Origin of the sequence: Ralstonia flaminis, from assembly GCF_958415495.1 — a bacterium.
In the GTDB taxonomy this organism is placed as follows: Bacteria; Pseudomonadota; Gammaproteobacteria; order Burkholderiales; family Burkholderiaceae; genus Ralstonia; species Ralstonia flaminis.
Genome location: NZ_CATZLL010000011.1, coordinates 1 through 24,144, shown reverse-complemented (window position 1 = coordinate 24,144; position 24,144 = coordinate 1). Strand labels below are relative to the sequence as shown.

General features: G+C 60.1%; 26 protein-coding genes. 15 read left to right on the top strand and 11 right to left on the bottom strand.

Annotation, left to right across the window (positions count from 1 at the left end; genetic code table 11):
- Positions 1-1,398 carry an LLM class flavin-dependent oxidoreductase gene (locus tag R2N11_RS16970; RefSeq protein ID WP_316681703.1) on the top strand — a complete coding sequence of 466 codons (1,398 nt, stop codon included), beginning with the start codon at positions 1-3 and terminating at the stop codon, positions 1,396-1,398.
- 144 nt (positions 1,399-1,542) lie between these two features.
- Entirely contained in the window at positions 1,543-2,061 is a 519-nt protein-coding gene (locus tag R2N11_RS16965; protein ID WP_316681702.1) for a hypothetical protein, read from the top strand.
- 59 nt (positions 2,062-2,120) lie between these two features.
- Here R2N11_RS16965 and R2N11_RS16960 read toward each other — a convergent pair whose 3' ends face one another.
- Both R2N11_RS16960 and R2N11_RS16955 read right to left on the bottom strand, forming a co-directional pair.
- Positions 2,121-3,065: a chemotaxis protein gene (locus tag R2N11_RS16960; protein ID WP_199026583.1), complete on the bottom strand. Its 945-nt coding sequence runs from the start codon at positions 3,063-3,065 to the stop codon at positions 2,121-2,123.
- Positions 3,066-3,179: 114 nt separating this feature from the next.
- Positions 3,180-4,085, bottom strand: a complete 906-nt coding sequence (locus R2N11_RS16955; RefSeq protein ID WP_316681701.1) for a LysR family transcriptional regulator — start codon at positions 4,083-4,085, stop codon at positions 3,180-3,182.
- Between the two features lie 112 nt (positions 4,086-4,197).
- Here R2N11_RS16955 and R2N11_RS16950 point away from each other — a divergent pair, with 112 nt between their 5' ends.
- From R2N11_RS16950 to R2N11_RS16895, 12 genes are all read left to right on the top strand, one after another.
- A complete protein-coding gene (locus R2N11_RS16950; protein WP_316681700.1) occupies positions 4,198-5,379 on the top strand; it encodes an MFS transporter in 1,182 nt (393 codons plus the stop codon).
- A 27-nt stretch (positions 5,380-5,406) separates the two neighbouring features.
- Positions 5,407-6,468, top strand: coding sequence for an SDR family oxidoreductase (locus R2N11_RS16945; protein WP_316681699.1), 1,062 nt, complete (start codon positions 5,407-5,409; stop codon positions 6,466-6,468).
- A 630-nt stretch (positions 6,469-7,098) separates the two neighbouring features.
- Positions 7,099-8,445 (top strand): GGDEF domain-containing protein, encoded by a 1,347-nt coding sequence (locus R2N11_RS16940; protein WP_316681698.1) that lies wholly within the window; start codon positions 7,099-7,101, stop codon positions 8,443-8,445.
- 177 nt (positions 8,446-8,622) lie between these two features.
- Positions 8,623-8,994 carry a tautomerase family protein gene (locus R2N11_RS16935; RefSeq protein WP_316681697.1) on the top strand — a complete coding sequence of 124 codons (372 nt, stop codon included), beginning with the start codon at positions 8,623-8,625 and terminating at the stop codon, positions 8,992-8,994.
- Between the two features lie 132 nt (positions 8,995-9,126).
- Positions 9,127-9,306 (top strand): hypothetical protein, encoded by a 180-nt coding sequence (locus R2N11_RS16930; protein WP_316681696.1) that lies wholly within the window; start codon positions 9,127-9,129, stop codon positions 9,304-9,306.
- Between the two features lie 93 nt (positions 9,307-9,399).
- Positions 9,400-10,035, top strand: a complete 636-nt coding sequence (locus R2N11_RS16925) for a hypothetical protein (protein WP_316681695.1) — start codon at positions 9,400-9,402, stop codon at positions 10,033-10,035.
- A complete protein-coding gene (locus tag R2N11_RS16920; protein WP_316681694.1) occupies positions 10,035-10,778 on the top strand; it encodes a 2OG-Fe(II) oxygenase in 744 nt (247 codons plus the stop codon). Before R2N11_RS16925 ends, R2N11_RS16920 begins: the two co-directional genes overlap by 1 nt.
- A 144-nt stretch (positions 10,779-10,922) precedes the next feature.
- The gene (locus R2N11_RS16915; protein WP_316681693.1) at positions 10,923-11,927 is read left to right on the top strand and encodes a hypothetical protein; all 1,005 of its coding nucleotides are present in this window, start codon (positions 10,923-10,925) and stop codon (positions 11,925-11,927) included.
- 16 nt (positions 11,928-11,943) lie between these two features.
- Positions 11,944-13,119 carry a YcaO-like family protein gene (locus R2N11_RS16910; protein WP_316681692.1) on the top strand — a complete coding sequence of 392 codons (1,176 nt, stop codon included), beginning with the start codon at positions 11,944-11,946 and terminating at the stop codon, positions 13,117-13,119.
- Between the two features lie 28 nt (positions 13,120-13,147).
- Positions 13,148-13,654 (top strand): GNAT family N-acetyltransferase, encoded by a 507-nt coding sequence (locus R2N11_RS16905; protein WP_316681691.1) that lies wholly within the window; start codon positions 13,148-13,150, stop codon positions 13,652-13,654.
- A gap of 7 nt (positions 13,655-13,661) precedes the next feature.
- Positions 13,662-14,411 carry a phytanoyl-CoA dioxygenase family protein gene (locus R2N11_RS16900; RefSeq protein ID WP_316681690.1) on the top strand — a complete coding sequence of 250 codons (750 nt, stop codon included), beginning with the start codon at positions 13,662-13,664 and terminating at the stop codon, positions 14,409-14,411.
- Between the two features lie 44 nt (positions 14,412-14,455).
- Positions 14,456-15,115 carry a hypothetical protein gene (locus R2N11_RS16895; protein WP_316681689.1) on the top strand — a complete coding sequence of 220 codons (660 nt, stop codon included), beginning with the start codon at positions 14,456-14,458 and terminating at the stop codon, positions 15,113-15,115.
- 6 nt (positions 15,116-15,121) lie between these two features.
- Here R2N11_RS16895 and R2N11_RS16890 read toward each other — a convergent pair whose 3' ends face one another.
- Both R2N11_RS16890 and R2N11_RS16885 read right to left on the bottom strand, forming a co-directional pair.
- Positions 15,122-16,273 (bottom strand): trans-sulfuration enzyme family protein, encoded by a 1,152-nt coding sequence (locus tag R2N11_RS16890; RefSeq protein ID WP_316681688.1) that lies wholly within the window; start codon positions 16,271-16,273, stop codon positions 15,122-15,124.
- 12 nt (positions 16,274-16,285) lie between these two features.
- Positions 16,286-17,575 carry an O-acetylhomoserine aminocarboxypropyltransferase/cysteine synthase family protein gene (locus R2N11_RS16885; RefSeq protein WP_316681687.1) on the bottom strand — a complete coding sequence of 430 codons (1,290 nt, stop codon included), beginning with the start codon at positions 17,573-17,575 and terminating at the stop codon, positions 16,286-16,288.
- A 443-nt stretch (positions 17,576-18,018) separates the two neighbouring features.
- On the opposite strand from R2N11_RS16885, the gene R2N11_RS16880 reads away from it, so the two are divergent.
- Positions 18,019-19,269: an IS256 family transposase gene (locus R2N11_RS16880; RefSeq protein ID WP_316681686.1), complete on the top strand. Its 1,251-nt coding sequence runs from the start codon at positions 18,019-18,021 to the stop codon at positions 19,267-19,269.
- Positions 19,270-19,308: 39 nt separating this feature from the next.
- Here R2N11_RS16880 and R2N11_RS16875 read toward each other — a convergent pair whose 3' ends face one another.
- The 7 genes from R2N11_RS16875 to R2N11_RS16845 form a co-directional block, all read right to left on the bottom strand.
- Positions 19,309-19,671 carry a hypothetical protein gene (locus R2N11_RS16875; protein WP_316681685.1) on the bottom strand — a complete coding sequence of 121 codons (363 nt, stop codon included), beginning with the start codon at positions 19,669-19,671 and terminating at the stop codon, positions 19,309-19,311.
- 196 nt (positions 19,672-19,867) lie between these two features.
- Entirely contained in the window at positions 19,868-20,314 is a 447-nt protein-coding gene (locus R2N11_RS16870) for a hypothetical protein (RefSeq protein WP_316681684.1), read from the bottom strand.
- Between the two features lie 96 nt (positions 20,315-20,410).
- Positions 20,411-20,941, bottom strand: a complete 531-nt coding sequence (locus R2N11_RS16865) for a hypothetical protein (protein WP_316681683.1) — start codon at positions 20,939-20,941, stop codon at positions 20,411-20,413.
- Positions 20,942-21,260: 319 nt separating this feature from the next.
- Positions 21,261-21,755, bottom strand: coding sequence for a hypothetical protein (locus tag R2N11_RS16860; RefSeq protein ID WP_316681682.1), 495 nt, complete (start codon positions 21,753-21,755; stop codon positions 21,261-21,263).
- Complete coding sequence (locus tag R2N11_RS16855) at positions 21,724-22,299, bottom strand: tetratricopeptide repeat protein (protein ID WP_316681681.1); 576 nt, start codon at positions 22,297-22,299, stop codon at positions 21,724-21,726. The genes R2N11_RS16860 and R2N11_RS16855 overlap by 32 nt, the downstream gene beginning before the upstream one ends.
- Complete coding sequence (locus R2N11_RS16850; protein WP_316681680.1) at positions 22,296-23,006, bottom strand: hypothetical protein; 711 nt, start codon at positions 23,004-23,006, stop codon at positions 22,296-22,298. The genes R2N11_RS16855 and R2N11_RS16850 overlap by 4 nt, the downstream gene beginning before the upstream one ends.
- Positions 22,985-24,124: a hypothetical protein gene (locus R2N11_RS16845; RefSeq protein WP_316681679.1), complete on the bottom strand. Its 1,140-nt coding sequence runs from the start codon at positions 24,122-24,124 to the stop codon at positions 22,985-22,987. Before R2N11_RS16845 ends, R2N11_RS16850 begins: the two co-directional genes overlap by 22 nt.
- Positions 24,125-24,144: the final 20 nt, after the last annotated feature.

Here is a 24,144-nt window from a genome sequence, read left to right as displayed (position 1 = left end):
ATGGCCAAGAAATCGATCCTGCTCAACGCGTTCAACATGAACTGCGTAGGCCACATCAACCACGGCTTGTGGACGCACCCGCGCGACAACTCTGCCGACTACCGCAAGCTCAGTTACTGGACCAATCTTGCCAAGCTGCTGGAGCGTGGCCTGTTCGACGGCTTGTTCATTGCCGACATCGTGGGCGTGTACGACGTCTACCAACAATCGGCCGACCTCACGCTGCGCGAGTCGATCCAGTTGCCTGTGAACGATCCGTTGATGCTCGTCTCGGCCATGGCGGGCGTGACGGAGCATCTCGGTTTCGGCCTGACCGTCAACCTGACGTATGAAGCGCCATACCTGTTTGCGCGGCGCCTCTCCACGCTCGACCACCTGACCGAAGGGCGTGTCGGCTGGAACATCGTCACCGGCTATCTGGACAGCGCTGCCCGCGCCATGGGCCTGCGCGAGCAGATCGCTCACGACGCGCGCTACGACCGCGCCGATGAATTTCTCGACGTGGTCTACCAGCTCTGGGAAGGCAGTTGGGAAGACGACGCGGTACTGCGCGACCGTGCAGCGCGTGTGTTTGCACAACCCGACAAGGTGCATCGCATCCACCACCACGGCCGCTATTACAACGTGGAGGGCTATCACCTGAGCGAGCCCTCTCCACAACGCACGCCGGTGCTGTTTCAGGCGGGGTCTTCCGCACGTGGGCAGATCTTCGCGGGGCAGCATGCAGAGTGCGTGTTCCTGTCTGGACAGAGCCTCTCGGCCACGCGTGACCAAGTGGCGCAGTTGCGCCAGGCTGCCGTGCAGGCCGGGCGCCGTGCCGACGACGTCAAGGTCTTCATGGGCATCACCGTGGTGGTCGACAAGACTGAAGCGCTCGCGCGTGAAAAGCTGGCCGAATACCAGCGCTACGCCAGCGCGGAAGCCGGCCTTGCGCATTTCTCCGCAGGGTCCGGGGTCGACTACTCGACCTATGCGCTGGACGACCCGCTGCGCGCGGTGCAAACAAACGCAATCGAATCTTCCATCCGTCGCGCAACCGGCGGCGACACACAATTCACCGTGCGCCGTCTGCTTGATCAACTGGCCCTGGGCGGCCGCTACACAACCATTGTCGGAGACCCGCAGCAGGTAGCCGACGCCCTGCAGCGCTGGATGGATGAGACCGACATCGATGGCTTCAACCTGGCGCGCACCGTCACGCCGGAAAGTTATGCCGACTTCATTGATCTGGTGGTACCGGAGCTGCAGAATCGAGGCGTCTACAAGACCGCCTACGCGCCGGGCACACTGCGCGGCAAGCTGTTCGGCCATGACCGCCTCCCGCCAGCCCACCCGGGCGCCAAGCGGCGATGGCGGCCGGCCGCTGCAACCACGGAGCCTTTGGTGAACGATGCATAGTGCATCGCAGTATCCCTTTGCCACCACAACCCTTGAGTGATCCTGCCGCCGCCTTGGAAAGGCACGCCGGAACCCATGGAATAACCGCCATGCCTAAGGTGTTTACTATTCGGATACGGCCCGCGTAGACACCGGAGGATGGCCATGCAGACTCAACTCACCAAATGGATCGGAATTGGCGTGACCGCAGTTGCGCTTTGCGCCTGTGCGTCGCTGGAGCCGGTGCAGACCGCGCAGAAGATGATCGGCCAACCGGAAAGCGCCGTGCGCACGGCCTTCGGCACACCCACCGAAACCTATCAGCTCGCGGGTGGCACGCAACGCTGGATCTATTCGAAGCAGCCCATGGGGCACGAGGTCTATGCAGCGGATTTCGACAGCGGCGGCAAACTCACCGGCTTTCGCCAGATGCTGACCGAAAAGGAAATCTATGAAGCGCGCCCGGGTGTGTGGACCAAGCACGATGTGGCCGAGCGCTTCGGCATGCCGCGCGAGCCGACGCAATACTACCCGCTCATGAAGCGCGAGGCGTGGTCATACCGGATGTACGTTGCCGGGTATCAGCAGGCACACTTCAACGCACTCTTTGACGACAACGGTGTGCTGGACCGCACGATGATTGTCGTCGACCCGCTTGGCGGCGACCACCAGAGCCGCAAGTAGTGCACACGATACTTCCGGCGGCGCATTGCACGCCGCCGGAGTTGGCGAGCGGCTAACGATCAGCCCAGCGCCGAAGCAATCGCCTGCGCCAGTTCGTTGGCTTCGAACTTGGCCACGTAGCCATTGGCACCGACGCGGCGCACGTGGTCCTCATTGGCTGAGCCGGACAGCGACGAATGGATCACCACCGGAATCGACTGGAATGCCGGCTCGGTCTTGATCTTGCGCGTAAGCGTGAAGCCATCCATCTCGGGCATTTCCAGATCGGTCAGCACGAGTGCGATCTTGTCGCGCACGGTCTTGCCTTCACGGGCCGCGTCACGTGCGATGTTCTGCAGCGTATCCCACGCTTCCTGGCCGCTCTTGGTCATCACGTACGGTGCGCCCATCGCTTCCAGCCCGTTGGCGATCAGCGAGCGCGCCAGGCCGGAATCGTCCGCCACCAGCAGCTTGGCACCCGGCGGCAGCTTGATCGGACGCTCATCGTTGTCCGGTGCCAGATCGGCACGGCGGGTCGGGAACACGTCGACCAGGATCTGCTCGACGTCGATCACTTGCGCCAAGCGCGAGTTGTCGGCATTGCCGTCCAGGCGCGCAAGGCTGGTGATGTTGCTGCTGCCCACGCTGGCCTCGGCCGGGAAGATCTGGCTCCACTCAAGGCGGACGATCTCGTCCACCTCTTCCACCGCAAAGCCCTGCGTGGAACGCGCGTATTCCGTAATCAGCAGGATGTTGGCATTGCCGTTCTTGGTGCCGATCACGCTGGCCAGGTCGATCACCGGGATGATCTGGCCGCGCACGTTCACCGCACCCAGGATGTGGGCACCGGCATCCGCCACGTGCGTGACAGGCGGCATGACCATGATCTCGCGCACCTTGAACACGTTGATGCCGAACATCTCGCGCTGGTTGGAGCGCGCGGATTCGCCCAGGCGGAACAGCAACAGTTCAAAGCGGTTGTTGTTCGTCAGATTGGTCCGTTCATCGACTTCCAGTTGAGACATCGTCTTCCCCCGTTCAAGCACACGTTATGTGGCGGTAAACGGCACGCCGCTGACCAACTTGAAGGGATTTACGAATGTGAACGCCACGCCCTTCCAGCGTGGGGGCACTGCCGCCTAGGCAACCTTCACATGCGCGACCAGAAAGTCCAGAAACGCCCGCACACGCGCCGGCAAATGCGCGCCCTGACCGACATAAACCGCGTGAATATCTTCGGTTTCGCCAGGGTTGTACTCCTCTAGTACCGGCACGAGGCGCCCGGCATCAAGATCCGCCCGCACCTGAAACTCGGCCAGTCGCGCCAAACCAAGACCGGCCACGGCCACAGCGCGCAGGGCCTCGCCGTCGCTGATCTGCGTGTTGCCCTGCGGCATGACCTCGGTGCGGCGCCCCCGTTTCGTGAAAGGCCAGCCGTTGACCGCGCGCACGTAGCTGAACGCCAGGCAGTTGTGATTGGCCAGGTCGGCCGGCGTGCGCGGCGTACCCATGCGCGCCAGGTAGTCAGGAGAGGCCACAACCATCAGCCGCGTCTGCCCCAGCTTGCGCGCGACCAGGCGGGAGCTCTTCAGCGGCCCGCTGCGCAGTGCAACATCGGTGCGGTCTTCCAGCAGATCGACCACCCGATCCGTCAGCGCAATGTCGAGCGACACCTGCGGATGGCACGCCAGAAACGCCGGCACGATCGGCAGCAGCAGATGCGTGCCCACCGGCACATTGGAGTTGACGCGCAACCGCCCCGACGGCTGCGCACCGGATGAAGCCTCGCGCTCTGCCTCGTCCAGATCCGCCAGCACCGCCACGCTGCGTTCATAGAATGCCGCGCCTTCCGGCGTGAGCTGGAAGCGCCGCGTTGAGCGATTCACCAGTCGTGCACCAAGCCGTGCCTCCAACCGCGCCACCAGCTTGCTCACCGCCGACGGCGTCATCCGACACGCCCGCGCCGCCGCCGAAAACCCGCCCTGTTCCACCACCCGCACGAAGACTTCCATCTCGCCAAAGCGATTGACATCAAGCCGCGACATTGTGATTTCAATTCATAGATGTTGTGCTTCCAGGCAGTCTATCGCACAAGACACAGCATCGACATACTTGTCCGAATTCCGCCACTGAAGCCAGCTTTGAGGACATAGGACCATGCCTGTCGCTTTACTCGCCCTGACCGCCGGTGCATTCGGCATCGGCGTGACTGAATTCGTTTTGATGGGGTTGCTGCTGGAGGCCAGCGCAGACCTGCACGTCAGCGTCGCACAGGCCGGCTTGCTGATTTCCGGTTACGCGTTCGGTGTCGTACTGGGTGCTCCGGTACTGACAGCGCTCACGGCGCGCCGGCCACGCAAGGCCGTGCTGTTAGGGCTGATGGTCATCTTTACGGTGGGCAACGCGGCTTGTGCGCTGGCGCCCAACTACGCCCTGCTGATGACCGCCCGCGTGCTGACCGCATTTGCACACGGTACGTTCTTCGGTGTCGGCTCGGTGGTCGCCACCGGTCTGGTGCCGCCCAACCGCCGCGCCTCTGCCATCGCCATCATGTTCACGGGGCTGACGGTGGCGTCCATCCTTGGCGTGCCGCTGGGCACGTGGCTCGGCCAGGCGTATGGCTGGCGCGCCGCGTTCTGGGCCATCGTGGCCGTTGGTGTGGTGGCGCTGGCCGTCATCGCCCGCTTTGTACCGAACGAACCCGCCCCGCAGGATGCCGGCGACTGGCGCCAGGACATGCGCGTACTGATGCGCGGCCCCGTGCTGCTCGGCCTGCTGACTACGGTGCTCGGCTATGCCGGTGTGTTTGCGGTGTTCACCTACATTGCGCCGCTCATCATCGAGGTGACGGGTTACACCAGCGCTGCCGTCTCACCGGTGATGCTCGTGTTTGGCGGCGGGCTCATCGCCGGCAACCTGGTGGGCGGTCGGCTGGCAGACCGCCACCTGCGCGGCACGCTCATCGGCACCCTCGTTGCCCTGGCCGTGACGCTCGCGCTGATGACGTTTGCCGTGCACGACAAGGTGTGGGCCGTGGTGTTCGTGGCGCTACTGGGCGCCGTGGCCTTCTCCACCGTACCGCCGCTGCAGATGTGGGTGCTGGAGAAGGCGCAGGGTGCTGGCCAGAGCATTGCGTCGAGCTTCAACATCGCGGCGTTCAACCTGGGGAACGCGCTCGGTGCGTGGGTGGGCGGCGTGGTCATCGCACATGGCCCAGGTCTGACTGCCCTGCCTTGGGTCGCTGCCCTGGCCCCCGTCGGCGCGCTGGGCCTCATCGCCGTTGGCCTGCGCCTGCACGGCGCTGAGGATGCCACAACGCAGCGCCCGCAAACCGTCTGATCAAACATCGCACCACCGCACACCATCATGACTGCACACCACAAAGTCGCGCTCGTCGTCGGCGCCCAAGGCGTGATCGGCCGCAACCTGATCGACCACCTTGCCACGCTGAACGACTGGCACATCGTCGGCCTGTCGCGACGCGGCGGTGAGTCGACCGAGCGTGTGCACCACATCGCCGTCGACCTGCTCGATGCGGCCGGCGCCCGCGCCAAGCTCGGTGCGCTCAGCAACGTCACACACATTTTCTACGCCGCCTACCAGGACCGCCCGACCTGGGCCGAACTCGTGCCGCCCAACCTCACCATGCTGACCAACGTGGTCGACGCCATGGAAGCCACGGCGCCACACCTCGCGCACATCAGCCTGATGCAGGGCTACAAGGTCTACGGCGGCCACCTGGGGCCCTTCAAGACCCCGGCACGCGAAACCGATGCGCACTTCATGCCGCCCGAATTCATGTTCGACCAGCAGACCTTTCTGGAAGCACGCCAGCATGGCAAGGTGTGGACATGGTCGGCCATCCGCCCAGCGGTGGTCGGCGGCTTTGCGCTGGGCAACCCGATGAACCTGGCCGTGGCCATTGCCATGTACGCGTCGATATCGAAAGAGCTGGGCCTGCCCCTGCGCTTTCCCGGCAAACCCGGCGCGTACGACCACCTGCTTGAGATGACTGATGCCGGCTTGCTCGCCCGCGCCACTGTGTGGGCCGCCACCGACGCGCGCTGCGCCAATCAGGCCTTCAACATCAACAACGGTGATCTGTTCCGCTGGAGCGAAATGTGGCCCAAGATCGCACGCTACTTTGATCTGGAAGTCGCCCCACCGCTGCACCTATCGCTCGACACCGTCATGGCCGACAAGGAACCGCTGTGGCAAAGCATGATCACCAGACACGGCCTGGCCGACACGCCGTATTGCGACGTGTCTTCGTGGCGCTTTGCCGACTTCGTGTTCTCGTGGGACTACGACATGTTTGGCGACGGCTCCAAGGCACGCCGTTTCGGCTTTCATGAATACGTGGAAACGGAAGCGATGTTCATGCGCATCTTCGACGACTTGCGGCGGCGCAAGATCATTCCGGGCTAGAGCGTCCGGATGCCTCGACCGGCCCGGCCGACTGACCGATCGGGCTAGGGAAATGTCCCGACTCGGGTTTCCTCAGGAAGGGTCGATATAGTGAAGGCGGGACGGTAGCTCATGGGTCGAGCAGCGACGGTTTACCGACGCAGGCAGGCAGGTTCAAGTCCTGTACGTCCCACCATCTCTTCGACAATGCCGCGCTTTTCCTGATACGGGAAAGCGCGGCATTTCAACGCTTCGCGCTCTAATAATGCGCCCCCCAGGCAGCGCACCCAATGCCCTTCTTTGCGCTGTTAAACCAGCACGCCTGCCTCAGGTCGCCAACCTTACCCAGCAACTCCACCGTAGCGTCGAGCATTCTTCGGGCTGCCTTGGAAAATGAGCCCGAGCGATAAATTTGTAGGTCAATGATTTCCACTGACTGCACACCGTCTACGCCAAGCAACTCGCGGCAACTCTCAGTGCTCGCCACCTTAGCGGGACTGATAAGCCGTTCAATGCTTGCCTGATCAGCAAACAGAACAGCGATAGCCCGTACAACAAAAACCCCCACATACACTTTTGAACGACTTTCCGATGTGCCCGGAACCGTGGAGAATCGCGCACTGATTCCTCCTCTCCACCCTGCGGTTCGGCATGACAGACAACAATCCCTCGGAGACCGCGCGGCACGCTCTCAGGCTGCTGGCCTCACGCAGGTTGGCCCCCACGCCAGACAACTTTGCCGCGGTTTACTACGAAATTGCCGGCAGCCAGCCAAATGGGGACGCACAGAACGCAGAACGGATGACGCTGGTGCGGGAGTTGCGCGAGCAGCTTGCGCGCACGGTTGAGCACTGCCTGCCTGCGCTGGGCGAAGACGACGTCGCGATCGGCCCGGTTGCCTGGGCACTGATCAAGACCTGCCGCTCAGAAACAGAAAACCTCACGCACCTGAACGCCAAGCTGGCGGCGTTCAACCATCGGCTATCGCTGGTGGCAGAGGACCAGAACGAGATTCGCAAATCGCTGCTGGGCCTGCTGCAGCTTGTCTTTGAAAACATCGGCCAGTTGTCATTGGACGACCGCTGGCTGCGCGGCCAGATTGACGCCCTGTTGAAAGCCAGCGAAGCGCCGGTGAGCCTGCGACGGCTTGACGACGTGCGGCGGCGCCTCAAAGAGGTGATCCACAAGCAAGGCGTGTTGAAGGCAAAGTCAGTGGAAGCCCAGGAGGACATGAAACGGCTCCTGGCCTCTTTCATGGAGCGCCTGTCAACGGCCGCTGAAACGTCCGGCGAGCATCACCAGCTGATGGAAGCGTGCGCCAAGAAGATCGAGTCGGCCGAGACCCTCTCCGAGATTGCGCCCGCCATTCAGGACGCACTAGCCGCCACGCGCTGGATGTCGCAGCAGGCTGCCCACAATCGCGACGAGCTTTCGGCAATGAAGAAGAAGGCCGAAGATGCCGCAGCCGAAGTCGCGAGTCTTCGCAAGGCGCTCGACATGGCGTCGGCCTCGGCGCGTCACGACCTGCTCACGGGGGCACTCAACCGCAAGGGCCTGGAAGAAGCATTGGAGCGCGAGGTCGCCCGCGCCGCCCATCAAAACTCGACGCTCTCCATCGCCTTCCTGGACATCGACGATTTCAAATCCATCAACGATGCCCACGGACACAGCTTCGGGGACGATGCCCTGTCACATCTGGCCCAGGTAGCACGCGAATCCATACGCCCCCAGGACGCACTCGCGCGTTTTGGCGGCGAAGAGTTCGTGATCCTGATGCCCGACACCTGCCTGGAAGATGGCGTGCAAGCCATCACCCGGCTGCAACGCACCCTCACCCAGCGCTTCTTTGCCGCCGGTGATACCCGGCTCTTCATCACGTTCTCTGCCGGTGTGGCCGAGCTCGGCAAGGATGAAGCCCCCATGGCGGCGATCCAGCGTGCGGACCGCGGCATGTATCAAGCCAAGCGCGCCGGTAAGAACAAGGTCGTCAGTGCATGACGCGCATTTGCCGGTGAACTGGTAAATGCACTGGCAAGGCGCCGATGATAGAGTCGGCTCCCGCTGCTGCACGCCCTCCCGCAAGCGAGCCATCCCATTCCCAGAGCACCATGCTTCTCGCTTTGCCAACGACATGGCAACGCTGTCTTTGCTATAGACCGGAGGAATCCAACCGCGATGCCGTACGTCAACATTCAGATCACGGCGGGTGCAATCCGTGAGCAGAACGCCCAACTGCCTCAAGACGTGACCGACTCTATGGTTCGTGTTCTTGGCAAGAAACCCGAACACACGCACGTTCTGATTCACGAGATCAAGGAAGAAGACTGGAGATTTTCTGGTTTGCTGACGGATGAATGGAAAGAGCAGCAACAGCGGACCAGTTCGAAAGATCAATTCGGGCGGCGCGCACGTTCGCAGCCTTCCGGTTTGCCCATTGCCCACGGTTCTTTGGCTGAACAACGATTGAAACCTGAATGCCAGCGTCGAGTTACCAGCGGATCCACCGGCTTGGCCTTGCGAAACCTCCGTCTACCCCGTCACCGCTAAACAAATCTTCAAATCCATGGATATACGGTTCGGTTGGACACCCAACTACCTCAATGTCCTTGGGCTAACTGCGTCTGGCGCCCGAAAACGAGCACTCTCGCCGTTGCCCCTTCATTCCTTGCAGGAGCAAGCATGCAAAAATCGACCACCGTTACCGCCGCGCCTGTCGGTAACACCCCGGCCATGTCCAAGGCCGCTCAAAGCGCCTGGAAAGTCACTTTCGCAAGCGCCAAACCCGCCGCCATGCCGACGGACCGCATGAAGGCACGCGGTGAAACCGTGCGCGCCGCACTGACCACGGCGACGTACTGATTTCCCAGCCCCGCCGTTCTGGTGGGGCATTCCAATTCTTCAATCCGCTCCTGCATGTACTCACCTTCGCGCCTGTACCAGCCGCTCGCCCAGATGGACGATTCGGACTGGCAGCGAATACTGGAGCGACATACGTTCTGGCAGAACGCCGGCGTGTCGCTCGACGAAGAGCATCTCGACATTGCGTTTCACGTTCTTCTGGAAGAAGGCGAGATCGCACGGGAGAAATCGGCGAAAGCGCAATCTGATCGGGAGTTCGACGCAGTGGCGATTCCCGCTGCGGAATTTGACGACACAGAGCTTTGCCGCTGGATCGACGCCTGGTCGACCATGCACGCTGAAAACTATGGCCCCGGCATTACGACCAAGATGGGGCTCTACGTCATCCGCGCCGGTGGAACGCTGGGTTTCCATGTAGACGGGCCGGTTTTCCTGAAGGGCGAGCGGGCCGATCTGTCAATCCCGGACATCCAACGGGGCATCGTCGAACTGCACGCCTCGCACCGGACCATCATGCCGCTGCGCTTCAATGCGGAAGACAGCTTCATGATCTGCGACTACAAGGCTCCACTGCAGCGCGGCGAACTGTTCGAGTTCAGCAACGTGCTCCCGCATGCCTATTTCAATCGGGGCAGTGATCACGCGGTGCTGCTCGTGACCACCTATCTGCAGGAAGCCCTGCTGCCCGCCGAGTTCAACTACGCGCAGCCCGACATTCAAGTGATCTGATGACGCAATATCGGTTTCTGGCTCCCTCCTTGGAGCATGGCGATGCACGACCAGTCCCCGGCTGGATCCAGCAACCAGAGGTTCTTCAAACGAAACTGCTGGATACAGCCACCGCGCGGGAACTGGCCGACATTATTCTGTCCGCCCACCGTACCGGCCAGAGCTTTGCGTCGCGCACACGCTACGCGGCCAACACCAAGTGGGATGTCAACGAAAGCTTTCGCAGCTCCAAAAACATTCCCTCCACGCTGGATGGGCTGGCAACAGGATTCGCTGCCATGCAGCGTTACGCAGAGCAATCGATGCCGACGTTCGGCATTGATGCCGAGAGCTATCGGTTGCAGCCAGTCAACGACCAGTGCCTGATTTATGAGACCGGCGACTATATCCGCGACCACGCCGACGACAGCGCACTGCACGACGTGGACGGGCAGCAAGTCTGGCGCGCCATCAAGCCGGACCGCCACTTGGTCGGCATTGTGTGGCTGACGTCCCAGCATGACCAGACGACGGATGAGCTGACCGACGACCCGCACGTCTTTGAAGGCGGTGAACTGCAGATCAACTCTCTGGTCGATGTCGCCACGGGCTCTCCGCTGAGTATCTGCCCCCAAGCGGGCGCCATGGTCCTGTTTCCTGCCAACCCCTGGTACCGGCACGAGGTACTGCCCGTACGAAGCGGCACCCGTGTGGCGCTCACGCGCTGGTGGAAGATCGCCTCAAGATCGGCGGATGCAGCCTGAGTTGCTGCAGCGCCGTCACAACAGCGTCGACTGCAGAACACCCTACGCTGCCGGCCCCCCCCCAGACTTTCTCGCAAGCCGGTAGCCAATCACCCGTGTGCGCCACACATCAAGCATATCGCCCGCACATCCTTCGCATCGAAAATGGCCACCTATATCAACGACATTCTCAACCATCTTCGTGCACTACAAACCTGGGCTGCCGGCAAGGACATGGCGCTTGACTTGGACGTGAAGACGTTCTTGCTCGAAGTCAAGCATCGTGGGCGATATTTCACGATGTACCCCATGTTCCAGGGCGGTGAAAACGGCAGGCCGGAACGCGTTTTCCACATGGAAGTGCTGACGAACGAGACGATCGGATTTGGCGGCTGGCGCCCCTACCGCACGATTCAGCATCCGCTCTCCACCGACAAGCAGCTCTTCAAGAACTTCCTGCGCAGCCAAAGCATTGCCACACCGGAGTCAGGGCTGCATGACATCAATCGCCCGCCGACGTTCGATTACGTGATCAAGGGCACTCGCGGATCGTTTGGGAAGGAGATCTCCGGCCCGTACCGCGCCAACACGCAACCCGCCAAGGACAGCTGGGCCCAGTGGTCTGCCGGCAATGAGACGTTCATCGAGCAGTTCATCAACGGCGAGACCGCGAAGATCTGGTTCTGGGGCAAGCGCCCCATTTTTGCGCAGTCGCATGCATTTCCTGTCGTGCGCGGCGATGGCGCGCTGTCGCTCGACGCGCTGATCCGCAAAAGGCTCGCGCCGCGCCGCAACTGGGACACCTTTGCGGATCGCGACCTCATGCTCTCCTGCTTCAACTTTCAGGAGATGGATCTCTCTGCCATCGTGCCGGAAGGCAAGGAGATCTGGATCGACTATCGCTTTGCCCAGCGTTACGCCAACCCGCCGGGCAACGGCATCGACACGGACTCGACACTGCCACAGCTGATGGAGCGATCCGGCGCCCAGATTCAGCAGATGGGTGATGCGCTGGCCGACCTTCTGCGCCAGGCGATTGCGGCGCCGGTACTGATCACGGTGGATTGCATGGTGGACCCCCAGAGCAAGATCTGGTGGCTTGAGATGAACACCAACTCGCTGATGCCGCCGGAAGGCTACGCGGCAATGTTCGAGGATATGTTCCGCTAGGCCGCGCATCCACAGCATGCCTACCATCCATCTATCCCAAGAAGGCAGCACGACGGGTGCCCATGGGCAGTACCTCATCTGCGCGGAGGTAACGCTCGACGACGAACGCACGCACACCGGGTTCGGGCGCGACGCCGATCAGCAGATTGCCCAGGACAAAGCGATCAGCGAGGCGATTGAACGGTTGGCCTTCCGCACGCTACCGGATACGCAGTGGGCGACGGCAGCACAGATGCCATCGCGCATCGAGCCGGACGCGCTGGTGCGCTATCTGCCAGAGCAGTATGCCGATCCGAGTTTCTGTATCGCCGCGTTCCGCGAGGATGTGCCCTACCACTGGGTCGCGATGCGGGATGTGATGGATAACAGCATCACGTACGCGTTGGCTGATTTCGTATGTAGCCCAGCAGCATTCACTCCCACTTACCTAAGCCAGCTCGTGACGCACGCCACGTCATCCGGATGCGCAAGCGGCCCGGACCTGAACACGTGTATCGAGCGCGCGGTTCTGGAGCTCGTGGAACGAGACGCCTTCATGCGGCACTGGTTTGCACAGCAGCCCGGCCGCTCGATCGACCGCAACACACTGCCAGACGACCTGCGCGAACGCGTCGAGCATCTGGAGCATCTGGGCGCCGCATCCGGCGTGCAATGTTTGCACCTGGGCCATCACCCGACGTGGATGGTCTGGGTACAACGCGAGGCCGCGCATTTCACAACCGTAGGCTCGGCTTGCAGCTTCGACGCCGAGGGGGCGCTGCGTAACGCGTTTGCAGAGGCAGAAGCATTGGCACTGGCTCACATGGATGCCCCGCTCGACCATGCCATCGAGCCTGCCAATGTTCGGACACCGGCAGACCATCGAACGCTTTACGCAACGCCTGCGTACTTCCGACAGGCGGACCGGCTCTGGGCAGATTCTGGTGACAGCGCTCCCTACGCAAAGGCGGCCGCAACCTTCCGCGGTGATGCCGCCACACTCTTCAATCGTTTGGGCACAGCCGGCCACCGCCCCTGCTGGACAGAACTGGCGCCGCCCGGCGGTACCCCGGTGATTGGCGATCGCGCAATTCATACAGTCCGCGCACTGGCACCGGGCCTCATCCCCATCAGCTTCGGCTACCGCCGAGAGCCGCTCGGGATGGATTGCTGGCGACAAGCAGTGCCTGGTGCTATCCACCCGTTTGCCTGAAAGGCCACTACATCGCTCCGAAGCCGTCATGACGTCGACAACCATCCAGATCCGGGAGTTGCATCCGGAGGACTCGCTTGAGGCGTTGACCACGCTGATCAACCGCGCATATGCACGCGTCGCAGCAATGGGCTATCGCCTGGCCGGAACGTATCAGGACATCGAACACACGCGGCGCCGGGCCGCCCGCGGTGTCTGTTTTGTCGCGGTTCTGGATGGCGTATTGGCGGGCACCATGTCTGCCTGCCCCAGCTTCCCAAACGACACGTGCGCGTACCTGACTCGCCCCGAGCTTGCTTATCGGTTTCAGTTTGCGGTTGCAGAACATCTTCAAGGAAACGGTATTGGAAGCGCGCTGAGGCAGCGGGTAGATATGTGGGCGCGTGAGTACGGGTTTACAGAAGTCGGCACCGACACCGCCGAGGGCTACGCCGAGCGGCTCGCGTCCATGGCAAAGGAAGGTTTTGTCCAGGTCGACCGGATTCGCTGGCCAGGCGACGATTTTTACAGTGTCGTCATGGCACGTCCGCTGTAACGCAGACATGGATAACCACACAGATATCCTTTCGCAAAGCCTCGTGGCCTTCTCCAATGACGGCTATGTACACATTCCCAACCTGATCGACGCCGCCCTGATTGGACAAGCGCGATTGGCACAGGAACGCATGGACGCGAAACTCGAAGCAAACCATCGTGCGACGCATCACATGCATCGCCCGAAAGGCAACGACTTCCTCGATCTCGCACCGCTCTACTCCCACGCAGGTCTGGTGGCATTTGCAGATGCCATTCTGGGCGAGCCGTGCAGCATCAGCATGGTGGAGTTCGGCGTCACACCGCCGGAAGACATGAATAGCCGTGGCCCCGGTGATCCCCATACGTTCGGATACTTCTACCTGGGCAACATGGGCGCGCATCGCGATGGCGGATGGATCGAAGAAGATCTTTGTGTGGAGCACCCGCCCATGCTGACATTCAAGGCCGCGATCTGGCTGGACGACGTACCTGCCGAAGGAGGCAACCTTCTGCTCTACCCTGGTACACACCGGATGTCCCCCCAGGCGATCCGTCGCCTCGACCTTGAGGTGGCACCACAGCATGCCGTCGTGGCGCGCGCGGGTGATGTCACCCTGTTCGACCGCAGGCTTCTGCATTCGCGCACCTGGAACCGGGGTACCGCAACTCGGCTGGTCATGTTCGTGGAGTTTTCAGTGCCATGGATTCGCCGCAAGCAAGACTGGCAGCTACCACCCGAATGCTGCCAGTTATCGATTGCCCGCCTGATTTGTTGAACCGACACCGTCTCGTCCGCAGCAGCGTCGGCCTATCACACGCCATGAAAGCCCTATTCCAACAACTCGAAACCGACGGCCTTGTCACCATTACACAACGCGCCGATTGGCTGGTCGATGTAGCCGCTCTCGCAAGCCTGCAAGCCGTGGCCTGCCATCCGGAAATGCTAGGCATCGTGTGTCAGTTGTTGGGGCCGAACATCTCGGTACGGCGTGCCCTGGTGCTTCCCGACAGCGCACTGTCGCAAGCCATCGGTACCACGCCGTTGGATCCATATGTCCCGCGTGCTGGAGCACCGATGTATTCCATTGGCGCGATCCTCTGCATGGAAGCCACACGCGGCAGCAACACAGGCGAGCACATCGCCCTTGAGACGGGTGACGTTGTACTCATCGACCGGAGATCGCCACGCGCTGTGGCGTTCGCGGAGTCCGTGCAACTCCGCCGTGGCATGTACCTGGAGTACGCGCTTCGCTGGCTGGCACCGTGTCCTCGGCAAACACCGGTGCTACTCAATGAAGCATCCACCGACGCTGAGCGGCAGCTATTCTCGAACCATGGGTTCTGGAACACATTCGGCCCTCAGCCAGCAGACGTACCGCTGGCCGCGTGGATGAAGTCGAACGGAATCACGCGGCAAGGTCATGCCGACCCGCACGCCAAGTTACCCACTACAGTATCAGGGCCGCGTTACGAGGTTTGAGCCGGCCTATAACCGCGCCAGCGCCTGATCGATGTCGGCAATCAGGTCTGAGGTGGCCTCCAGGCCAACGCTGAACCTGACCAACTCCCCCTCCAACTCCTGCAACGTGGCGACGCTCTTGCCATAAGAGACGGCCAGGCTGACAGGCCCGCCCCAGCTGAATCCGATCCGGAACAGGCGCAGGCTATCGACAAAGCGATCGATATCCGCCTCGCTAAAGCGTCCGTCGAACACCACGCTGAAGATGCCGGCCGCCGCCCGGCAATCGCGCGACCAGAACTGGTGCCCGACAGAATCCTCCAGCGCCGGATGCATGACGCGCGCCACCTTGGCGCTGTTGCGCAGGTGCGCCGCCAACGTGCGCGCGCTCTGGTCATGCGCGTGATAGCGCAGCGTGAGCGTTGCCAGCCCTTTGAGCACCGACTCGGCATCGGGCCCCGAAACATTGAGGCCAAGCCGCATATAACAGAGTTTCAGCGCATCGTAGAGCGACTTGTCCTTCGTGGTGATCGCTCCCATGACAACGTCGGCGCTGCCGCTAGCGTACTTGGTGAGCGCATGCACCGAGATGTCGACGTCGAAATCGAACGGCGAAAACGCAATGCCCGCTCCCCACGCATTGTCCAGCGCCACCAGTGCGCCGTGGCGATGTGCCAGCTCCACCAGCGCGGGCAGGTCCGGATACTCGAACGTCATTGAGCACGGCGCCTCGACCCAGACCAGCCGGGTCCGATCCGTAAACGTGAGTGAATTGAGATCGGTCGGATCGTAGATCGAGACATTGATGCCCCACCCCATCAGCTCCTGCGTGACGAAGGTGCGATTGGCGGTGTAGACATTGATCGGCACCAGCAGCTCATCACCCGGCCTGAGCAGCGTGATGTAGACCAGCGCGATGGCGTTGAGCCCACTCGGACACACCAGGCAGTGATCGGCGCCCTCCAGCTGTGCCACCTTAGCCTCCAAGGCAAAGGTAGTGGGCGTGCCGTGGGGCCCGTAGATGTAGCCGGACTTGGCTGTCCAGTCACGTTCACGCCACGCCTGCATGCTCGGAAAGAACACGCTGGACGCCCGGAAAGTACCCGGCTGTACAGCTTCGAAGTTCTGCACGTCGCCGTGCGCGGTATGCAGCAGCGCGGTCTCTGGCTTGAGTGTCACGTCAGCACTCCTTCAGACAGCACATTGGTGGAGTGCCTGATCAAGGTCGGTGAGCAGATCCTCGATATGCTCGATCCCCACCGACAGGCGCACCAGTTCTTCACTCACACCGCTCTTCTTCAGGTCTTCCGCCGAAAGCTTGCGATGCGTGGTCGATGCCGGATGGCAGACCAGCGTCTTGCAATCGCCGATGTTGGTCGAGCGTCGGATGAGCGTCAGTGCGTCCTGCAGCTTTGCTCCGGCCTCGCGTCCGCCCTTCACGCCAAAGCTCAGCACGCCGGACGTCCGCCCACCCATATAGCGCTGCGCGCGTTCATGGTCGGGATGGTTTTCCAACGCAGGATAACTGACCCACTGCACGGCAGGATGCTCTAGCAGGAAACGGCCGATGATCTCGGCATTGAAGCAGATGCGATCCATGCGCACGGCCAGGGTTTCGATGCCCAGCGCGATCATGTTGGCCGACATGGGCGACAGGATCGCGCCCAAGGTGCGCAACTGCACTTCGCTGCAGCGCCCAATGAAGGCGGCCTCGCCATAGACCTCAGTAAAGACCTTGCCGTGGGCGCTCACGTCTGCCTGCGTCAGCTTCGGAAACTTGTCAGCAGACTTCGCCCACGGAAACTGCCCCGAATCCACCACCACACCGCCGAGCGTGGCGCCATGGCCGCCCATGTACTTCGTCATGGAGTGCACCGAAATATCCGCACCGTGCTCGAAGGGGCGACACAGGTACGGCGTGGCAATCGTGTTGTCGACGATCAACGGCAACCCGTGCCGATGCGCGATTTCAGCCAAGCCCGCAATGTCGGCCACATGCCCCGACGGATTGGCGATCGATTCGCAGAAGACGGCTTTCGTATTGCCATCGATCAACTGCTCGCAGCGGTCGTGATCGCGGTAATCAAAAAACTTTGCCTCGATCCCGTACTGCGGCAGCGTATAGGCCAGCAGCCCGTACGTCGTGCCATATAGCGAACTGGCTGCCACGATGTTGTCGCCAACGCCGGCGATGGTCATGAACGTCGCGGCGACTGCTGCCTGGCCGGAGGCCATTGCAAGCGCGCCCACGCCCTGCTCCAGCGTGGCCACACGCTGCTCAAGCGAGCGAACAGTCGGGTTGCCCAAGCGGCTGTAGATAAAGCCGTCTACCTTGCCGTCAAACAGGTCGGCTGAGTGCTGCGCATCATCAAACGCAAAAGCTGCTGTCTGGTAAATCGGCATGGCCACCGACCGCACGTGCGGATCAGGATCGTAGCCGGCATGCACGGCAGACGTTTCAAATCGCCAGAATCTTTCCATGTTTCGGGTTCTCGTACAGGTCAATGCTCGACTGCCGCCCGCGCTTGTGGCGCTGGAGCACATCGGGCGATCGGGGGTGGAAGCGTTACTTGTGCCGAACCTTGAGCAGACACGCCAAGGTGGCAGTCAGATCAGCGGGTGAGGCCTCAAATTAATCGCCCCGGCACGCCGTCAATTAGATCGCCGATGCAGCTCGCGTGATGTGTCGCCAAGCGTTGGAGCGACGTTTCGGGACTGGGGTGAATTTTCCGCGAATGAGTGCACCGATGCAACGCAAAACGAAGTCTGTGTTGCGTCGGTGGTAGTACTGCTGGTTCCTTGCAGTTCGGGCAGAAATTCGCTGGACAAATCCTGCAGACCGTCCAGACACACATTTATATTCAGACGCCTGGGCCTGTCAGTAATTTCGTGTTCGAGGCATAACATGCTCTCAAGGAGACGTTATGCCCCGCAAACCGAAAGCCAAGCCGGCGGACCTGCCAGCGATCCCAACTGAACTGCTCGAGCAATTTGGCAGCGGCCCGATGACGGCCGAAGCCATCAATGCCGCGACACTGGCCCTCAAGAAGGCGTTGATCGAGCGAGCACTGGGCGGCGAGATGAATCACCACCTAGGCTATCCGTCAGGCGCTGCCAAACCGGCCACCGTCACCAACCAGCGCAACGGCTCAGGCGCCAAGACGGTGCTGACCGAGGACGGCCCGATCCGCATCGAGGTGCCGCGCGACCGTGACGGCAGCTTCGAGCCGCTGCTCATTCCCAAGCACGAGCGACGCTTCAAGGGCTTCGACGACAAGATCATCGCCGTGTATGCCCGGGGCATGACTGTGCGCGAGATTCAGGGCTTCCTGCTGGAGCAATATGCAACGGAAGTCTCGCCCGAGTTCATCAGCTCGGTCACCGATGAGGTGATGGCCGAAGTCACCGCATGGCAGGCCCGACCACTCGATCCCATGTATCCGGTCGTGTTCTTCGACGCCCTGCGGGTCAAGATCCGGGAGGATGCCGTGGTACGCAACAAGGCCGTCTATCTGGCGCTGGGGGTACTGCCCGACGGCACGCGTGACATTCTGGGTCTGTGGATCGAAAACACCGAGGGTGCCAAGTTCTGGATGAAGGTGTTCAACGATCTCAAGACGCGCGGAGTCAATGACATCCTGATCGCCGTGACCGACGGCCTCAAGGGTATGCCCGAGGCACTGGCAGCCGTGTTCCCGGCAACCACGCTGCAGACCTGCATCGTCCACCTGATCCGCAACAGCCTGGACTATGCGAGCTGGAAAGACCGCCGTGCGCTGGCTGCCACGATCCGGCCGATCTACACAGCCCCAAGCGCGGAGGCCGCACAAGCCGAGCTCGACGCGTTTGCCGACGGCCCGTGGGGGCAGCGATACCCGACGGTCAGTGCTGCCTGGCGCAACGCCTGGGATCGCGTGATTCCGTTCTTTGCGTTCCCGCCAGCGGTACGCAAGGTGATCTACACGACGAACGCCATTGAGAACATCAACGCGCAACTACGCAAGATCATCAAGACCCGAGGCCACTTCCCGACCGACGAGGCTGCGACGAAGCTCATCTGGCTGGCACTGCGCAACATCACTGCGGGGTGGAGCCGTGCAGCTCATGACTGGAAGCAGGCCATGAACCAATTCGCTATCCTCTATGCGGATCGATTCGTTCGACCGTCCGTGTAAATCTCAACCTCGCCTTGAACTCGGAAATCCTGACACTCCCTAGCCCGTGGGCAGGTTGCACGAGCCGGTGCGCGTGACACGGCCTGCACCGTCGTACGAGCGTTGGTCGATCTGCGCGCCATCGCGCACCACGCTGCTCAGGCGGTCCAGGTTGTCATACGCATACGTCTCGGTGGTGTAGCCGTCTGAGCGTACGAACGTCGTCGGGGTCGTGCTGTAGATGGCTTCGCCCGCCTCCGTATAGCCCGTGATGATGCTCTGGCCGCCTGCGGTCGTGACCTTGTTGCCCCAGTGCGTGTCCGTGAGGCGGTTGCCGTTCTTGTCGTAGGTGATGGCGTGGCCTTGCTGGCCGATGTTGCCGGCCGCGTCCACGTAGCCCGTTGCTTGATCGCGTACCGTCAACTACGCAGCACAAATCCGGATGTCCCACTGAGCCCGCGAAGGCCCTTCATAGACCGGACCAGGCAATAGAGTGTCCCTCCTCAGCGTGGCAAATCCTGCGAACGGTACGGTGTTGTGGCGCCACGCAGCCGTGCTTTCTCGTGAAGTACTTGGTAACTGGAGGCTCCCACCTTGCGGCAAAGCGTCCGCCAATCAACTACTTGTTCGACACGTTGGCTGGGTTGACGAACTTCGTGGCTGCCAATTGCGTCTTCGCGGCCTCAGCAGGCATCGGCATGATCTTCGCGCAAGTCAGGTTGGGATTGATCTCGAAGTAACTCGATTGTCCCTCGACGGCGACAAACTGTTTGCCGTCTTCCTTCCACGTGGGCGACCAGCCACCAAAACACTTCACGGATACCGTGTGCTCGCCGGATGGAATCGGGAACTGGGTGTTTTCACCTGAGCGAATGCTGAAAACGTCTTTGCCGTCGAGCGCGACGTAGTAGCTGTTGGTAGCGCCAACCAAGCTGCTTGGGCGGATGAGCACCAGCGACGACGAGGGCGCACCGGCAGCGATGGTCGGGAGGTCACCGATTCGGCCGGAGGTGGCGCAGCCGGAGAGGGAAGCACAGAGGACTGCAAAGATGGCTAACTTTAACATCAGTGAGCTTTTTCGAAAATTAGATTTATTACCATCCGTAATATATCAATCACTTACCGCTAAGTCCGTCAATATAGCTCGCCACACTCTTTTCACTCAGTTCATTTTTTTGAATTTGAAATCCCTACACAAATCATCCGCCAGGTGCAACAAATCTTTTTTTCCAACAAAATAGCAGCCATCCAAATCTTCGTCATCGAGATCCGACGGAACTAATGCATACCCATATTTCTGAAAATACAACAACAACGATGCGCGATCCGCCACAGATAACTTGCATTCATGCCAAAGATAGCTTAACGCGTCAACCTCAACATACCGCGAAAGAAATTCTATATCGGCAAAGGCACCAATTTGCTCGACTGTACGTGCCGTGTCTGGCCGTTCGGCCGACACTAGCAACCCAGTCCAAAAGCTCGGGCCGAGCGCCCTCCAAAGAAATGGGGTTCCAAGTATAAAATCAAGTACATATCTATGCGGATAGTTGCGCATCTGATGAACCAAAACATCAGAATAGACATGCGCCGACAAGTCGGTCGACCAACGCTGGAAATATGCAATGCCAATCACATCAGCATTACCGTATCCATCAAAAATTGCTTTGGAAAGTGCTCTCAACTCACTCATGGCAGTTGTTTATTCACAGTGAGATTTCGACCAGTAACGAAGCCATTTGAGTCCGTCCTGAAATCATAAATCTTCAAATAGGCGCCGGACGTATCATAGCCAAGATTCTTCAGTAGAGCGGGGACTTTCAAACTCTCTTCAATCGTCGGCTGATAGTGTCCAGAATCGGCTTGGGTGGGAATTATCATTATTTCAGATCGAAGGCATCACCTTGGATCACCACGGCCTACTCCGCAGATCAATCCGCATCCTCGGCATTATCGAATAAAAATCGCCCGCATTCAGCGGGCATTTTTACACAATGATAAAAAACAACAATCTAATTGCCGTAGATTCTTAATAATCCATCTATGGCTCGTTTAACCACTTCGACATCCTTATCACTTCGAACACGAATAGTCGATCGCAGATGCGCGACGACTCTCTGCAACTCTCTGGAATCACTCAGCAAACCAAAATCTTCCGCGACCTCTCCCAGCATCGCAGCAAAAACGACCGACTCACAGGTGCTCGAGTTTTCCAACATATATTCGAAAGCTCTCGTCTTGTTTGCCCGATAGAGCATACTGAAAGCGAAGGCACGTAGATGGATATCTCCTGCCTTTGATAACAGAATGTTCGACGCCAATTGCGCACCCGTTACGGGCTCACGATGGACGATCTCCATGAGAGCTTGAGAGCTTGCCTCGTAGTCCTCAAGAAGTTCGACTTGTTTCACCAATTTTTCAAAATTTGAAGGCAAACCAATCTTCCATCGACATAAATCTTTTAAAGACTGCTTGCTACCACTTCCCCGCGCTAGGAAGAGGAGCACCACTCTCCTTAAGTTTCTCATATGCGGCATCAACTGCAAGCAACTCGGCGGAATACTTTTCCGGATCCGTATGCGCCAGCTTCCCGAGAACAGCGCTCAAGTTGTAGTAACCCGCGAGATCACTTGGTGCCAATTTAACCGCATCACGATAGCACTGAGCAGCCCCCTCAAAATCACCAACCTTAACGAGTAGACCACCAAGCTCAAAATAAGCATCAACAAATGTCGGCTCTATATCAATAGCCGACTGGTATCGTTTAAAAGCAGATATAAAATCACCCTGCCTCTCATCTTGAGTTCCGACAAGATACTGATATCTGGCAATTTCATACCCTGGCTGAATCGATATAGCGAGCTCGTAGCTTTCAATTGCCTTTTGCAACTCTCTTTTATAGAAATGCATATTACCAATGCATTCCAACTCCACAAACCGAGGAATACTCTCGGTTTTCTGCAACAGTGTCACACCAGCCTCGAAGTCGCCCTGCGAAAACAGTTGCGTAACACTATCACGCACCGATTTCGAATCACTTAGATTAATCATCGATCAACCTTATTTATCTGCAAAATCAAATCATTGAAGGCATCAAGCTTAGAAATCGGCACACCGATATTTCTGAGTGATGGATCGCTAATTCCTTCAAAATTTATCTTTACCGCATCAACTCCTTTTGACCCCGCCTGATTTACCGCCGTTGACATCAAATCCTGATAGCGCGGCTTATTAAGAACAAATTCCAGCACAGATTCCGATGTCGCGCTCGAAACACCATTGTTTTGAAACGCGATGACTTTATTCAAAGACTCTGAAAGATACTTACTCGAGTTCGAACCCGGAGCCGGAGGCTGCAATCGCTGGGTGGTCAATGTAGCTTCGGCTTCGGCATCAGACATTTTTCGGAATACCGATACGGTATCCCCAGTCGAAGATGCGATACCACCAGTGCTGCTTGGCGGAGCAACCCTGAAGTCAGGCTCCATCATATAGCGAGGGCCGACCCCATATCGATAGTTAAACTCTTCAAACTTAGCGCCTGCAATCTGCATCGTACGCGATGCAGCAGCCTCCTCAGCCGCCAATCTTGTGCCTATTGCAGCTGTGCGTCCGAGACTTGACCCCAGATCCACCGCCCCTACTACCAATCCCTCACCACCCACCGCGAGCGAAGCAATGCCCAAGGCATTTTCCGTTCGGATCATCTGTGCCCCGACATAGTCCCCGGCGGCCTTCAGCTTGTCGATCCTGTCCAACTGCAGAGCATTGCTCCCGCGCTGCCCAATCTCATCAAGGGATACATTGCCCATTGCCAAACGCAGCCCAAAGCCAGGGGCTGCCGAGATGGCTTGCCCCAAAGCTGTATTGCGTTGGACCGCCGCCAGTGCATCAGCGTTGTGGGCAGCCAGCCGCCGCTCAACCCATTGGCCAGAACCCAACCTTGGTCGTTCACGAGCCGCACCGTATTCGCGGCAGTCTGCGCAAGCCCCAGCACCGTCCCAATGGCCTCCTGACCCAACCTATTGAGCATGCTGACGTCCTGCGGACCAGATGGTACGTTGGCGACCAGAGGTGGGAGTTCCTGGCCACCAAGCACAGGGCTCGGCACCGCGTAAGCCGTTGCACCACTGCTCCAGCGCTCGAAGGCTCGTCCGTCTGCTGTCACACCTCTGGTCACCACCTGCGGTGTGGGCACAATCGATTCCATGGATCGATCTGATGTTGCGCCCACTGGTACTGACGGCGGTGCCGCAAAGGCGGGATGATATGCAAGCCCCGCTCCACTTCCAGCGAGCTCCACTCCAGCCATGTCCTGCATTTGCCGAATACGAGCAGCGCGTTCGGCCTCCATAGCCGATGAGGTTTGTAGTGCCTCTTCTTGCGAGCTACGCGCGCTGCCCATTTTGTCGGCCAAACTCATGCCAAGCGCATTGCCAAACGCATCGGTTGCCACTTGCACAGCGGCAATACGGCCACCTTGCAGCGCCGCCGTAGTCATGCCTCCGGCAAAACCAGTGATCGACCCTTGCGCAACGCTACCGGCAAACCCACTACCCAACTTGCCGTCGAGCGCGCCACCCAGTTCAGCGCCAACCTGGCCGCCAGCGGCAGCCGCCGCCACGCCCCTCCAGTTAAAGCTCGACTGCGACCCCGTCACCAAGCCAATGCCTTGTGTCATCGCACTGGCAACGCCCACGCGCGCCGCTGCGCTTGAGAGCAGTGTTTGGGTCAAACCAGTACTGGTCCGTGCCAAGTCCGCGAGCCCGCCACCAATGCCAGCAGTCACACCCGCACTCAACGCTGTCCGGCCGACCTGGCTCCAGCTGAATTTGTCCTGCGCGCCAATGGCAATTCCAACGCCTTGCCCCACCATGCTGCCAACCGCAGCGCCGA